3 protein-coding genes and 1 pseudogene are annotated in these 2281 nt (G+C 74.2%); all 4 read right to left on the bottom strand.

Translation table 11 applies throughout. The features are described from left to right. Positions 1-674, bottom strand: a pseudogene (locus HPY23_RS07755) (baseplate multidomain protein megatron); the annotation flags it as partial. Next, positions 671-1171 (bottom strand): NlpC/P60 family protein, encoded by a 501-nt coding sequence (locus HPY23_RS07750; RefSeq protein ID WP_200649588.1) that lies wholly within the window; start codon positions 1169-1171, stop codon positions 671-673. The pseudogene HPY23_RS07755 and the gene HPY23_RS07750, both read right to left, overlap by 4 nt. Next, the gene (locus HPY23_RS07745; RefSeq protein WP_200646913.1) at positions 1149-2036 is read right to left on the bottom strand and encodes a DUF2163 domain-containing protein; all 888 of its coding nucleotides are present in this window, start codon (positions 2034-2036) and stop codon (positions 1149-1151) included. Before HPY23_RS07745 ends, HPY23_RS07750 begins: the two co-directional genes overlap by 23 nt. Positions 2037-2040: 4 nt before the next feature. Next, on the bottom strand, positions 2041-2281 hold a 241-nt coding region (locus tag HPY23_RS32900; RefSeq protein ID WP_236017652.1), incomplete at its 5' end, for a DUF2460 domain-containing protein.

The raw sequence follows: 2281 nt of genomic DNA, 5'->3' as shown, positions 1-2281 counted from the left end.
ACCGCCGTCACCAGGTCCTCGAGCGCCGGCCGGCCGGAGGCGTTGGGCGCCCGCCGGATCACCTCGGCGGTGAGAACCGGCACCCGGTTGCCGAAGCCCGCCAGGGGCAAGTCCTCGAACACGATGTAGGCCAGGCCCCGATAGGCCGGGGCGTTGTCGGCGCCCTCAATGGCGGCAATCTTCGGGTCCGGGCCCTGCGCCTCGTCGCCGAGATAGACCCGGGCGCCGTAGGCGGCGAGCGCGATCGGCTTGCCGTCTGCGTAGACCTGGCCCACGGCGACGATCGGGCCTTCGCACAGAGCAATCGCCACGCTGACGCTGTACGAATACGTCACGTTGAATTGCTTCTGCCCCCCGCCGCCCTTGCCGCCGGCGGACTTCACCTTTTCGACCTTCTGGACTTCCTTGATCTTGGTCGCCCAGATGATCTGCCCGCCGACGCGGACCCGGCCGAACACGCGCGAGATGGCCGCCCCTTCGGTCGAGGCGGTGACGTGGAGATCGGCCAGCCGCGGCCCGATGTTGATCTGCGGCTTGGGGCGGGCCCCGAACAGCGCGCGGTCGAGGGCGCCGCCGCCGGCGGCGCCCAGCGCCTGGCCGAGGGCGCCGCCGATCGGGCCGCCGAGGGCGGAGCCGGCCGCCTGGCCGACCGCCGACAGGACGAGCGTGCTCATGGTGGGGGCTCCGGCGAGGGGGTGGGCGAGGAAGCCGGCGCGGGATCGGGTCGGATCGCGGGGAACCGGAAGGCGTAGGCGATGCGCCGGGACCAGGCCGGCGGGATCCACGTCTCCACCACCGCGTGGCCGTCATAGGCGTGGATCATCTGCGCCGGGCCGGTGAGGATGGCGCAGTGCTTGGCCGGCAGCCCGTCCCGCCAGCGGAACAGCAGCACGTCGCCGGGCTCGGCCGCGTCGGGCGCGAGGACCGCCAGGTGGCGGGCGGCGGCCTCCCGCAGCGTCTCCCGCCCCCGGTCCTCGGCCCAGCTCGGGGAGTAGGGCGGCGGCACCTCCGGCTCGGCGCCGTAGAGCGCCGCGTAGACGCCCCGCAGCAGGCCGAGGCAGTCGCAGCCCGCGCCCCGGACGCTGGCCTGGTGGTGGTAGGGCGTGCCGAGCCAGGTGCGGGCCAGCGCGATGATGCGCGCCCGCGTCTCAGCCGAGGCGGCCTCCGTCATTGTCTGCCCCCTGCACCGCGTAGGCCACGGCGTAGTCGTTGCCCGGAAGGTCCGGGAAGCCGCGGAAGTTGAGGACGTTGGCGAACTTGTCCCGGCAGCTCGCCAGGGACTTGTCGCAGCCGGCGACGACCTGGAACGTGTCGCCGGGGCTGATCGGGGCCGGCATCGGCTCCCACAGGTCGAGGCTGGCGAGCCCGCCGGCGAGGCCGTGCGCCCGCACCTCGACCGCGGCGCCCGCGTTGGCGCCGGAGGTCCAGACCAGCCGGCCGGCCTCGAACCACCGGGAGACGTAGGCGGCGAGGCCGGAGGCCGTGACGCTGCGGGCGCTCCTCACCGTCGCGACCGTGCCGGCGCCGCGGATCGCGGCAGCCCCGGCATCGACCCCGCAGCGGGCATCCCCCAGCAGCGCGTCGCAGGAGCGCTGGTAGACCCGGCCGCGGGGCTGGTTGAGCCGATCGGCGAGGCCGCGCACCTCCGCCGTGAAGGCGGTGGGCCCGCGCGAGACCTCGCCCACGGTGCCCGAGAGGATCAGCACCCGATCGTCCGGGCTCGCCCAGTCGACCCGCCATACCGCGACCGCGGCGCCATCGAACAGGCCGCGGGCCAGCTCGCTCTCCGCCAGGCGCCCGCTCGTGAGGGCGCCGACGATTTCCAGGTTGTCAGCCGAGAGGCCGGTGCCCTGCTCGACCGCCGTGCCGGTGGCGCCGCTCTCGGCCGAACAGGTCACGCCGTCGACCACCAGGTCCTCGTCATGATCGGTGAAGCCGAGGCGCAGGCCGTCGGTGCGGGTGACGATCCAGCATTGGCACAAGGTGGTGACCCCGCTCGCGAGGCTTGCGGCGAGGGAGGGAGAGAGGATCTTCATGGGGCTACCGGCGGATCTCGATGACCGGGATGTCGGCGACGAGGCCGGCGCGCAGGGCCTGGTGGTCGACCTCGATGCGATCGGTGGCAAAGCGCACCGGCACGTCGAAGAGAAAACCCGCGGTGACGATCGCGCCCGCGGCGGGCGCCGCTTTCAGGGTGACGAGGCCGGTGGCGGCGTCGAGGGTGAAGGCGGCGGCCCCGAGCGCCACGCCGCCGACCGCGATCGCGACCGAGCCGGCGACC

Source organism: Methylobacterium ajmalii, assembly GCF_016613415.1.
Lineage (GTDB): Bacteria > Pseudomonadota > Alphaproteobacteria > Rhizobiales > Beijerinckiaceae > Methylobacterium > Methylobacterium ajmalii.
Note: the sequence above shows the minus strand (reverse complement) of the source record. Positions and strands in the feature narration are given on the sequence as shown.

Coding starts and splice junctions, on each gene's coding strand:
- HPY23_RS07750 (WP_200649588.1), bottom strand. CDS start 1,171: ATGACGGAGGCCGCCTCGGCTGAGACGCGGGCGCGCATCATCGCGCTG.
- HPY23_RS07745 (WP_200646913.1), bottom strand. CDS start 2,036: ATGAAGATCCTCTCTCCCTCCCTCGCCGCAAGCCTCGCGAGCGGGGTC.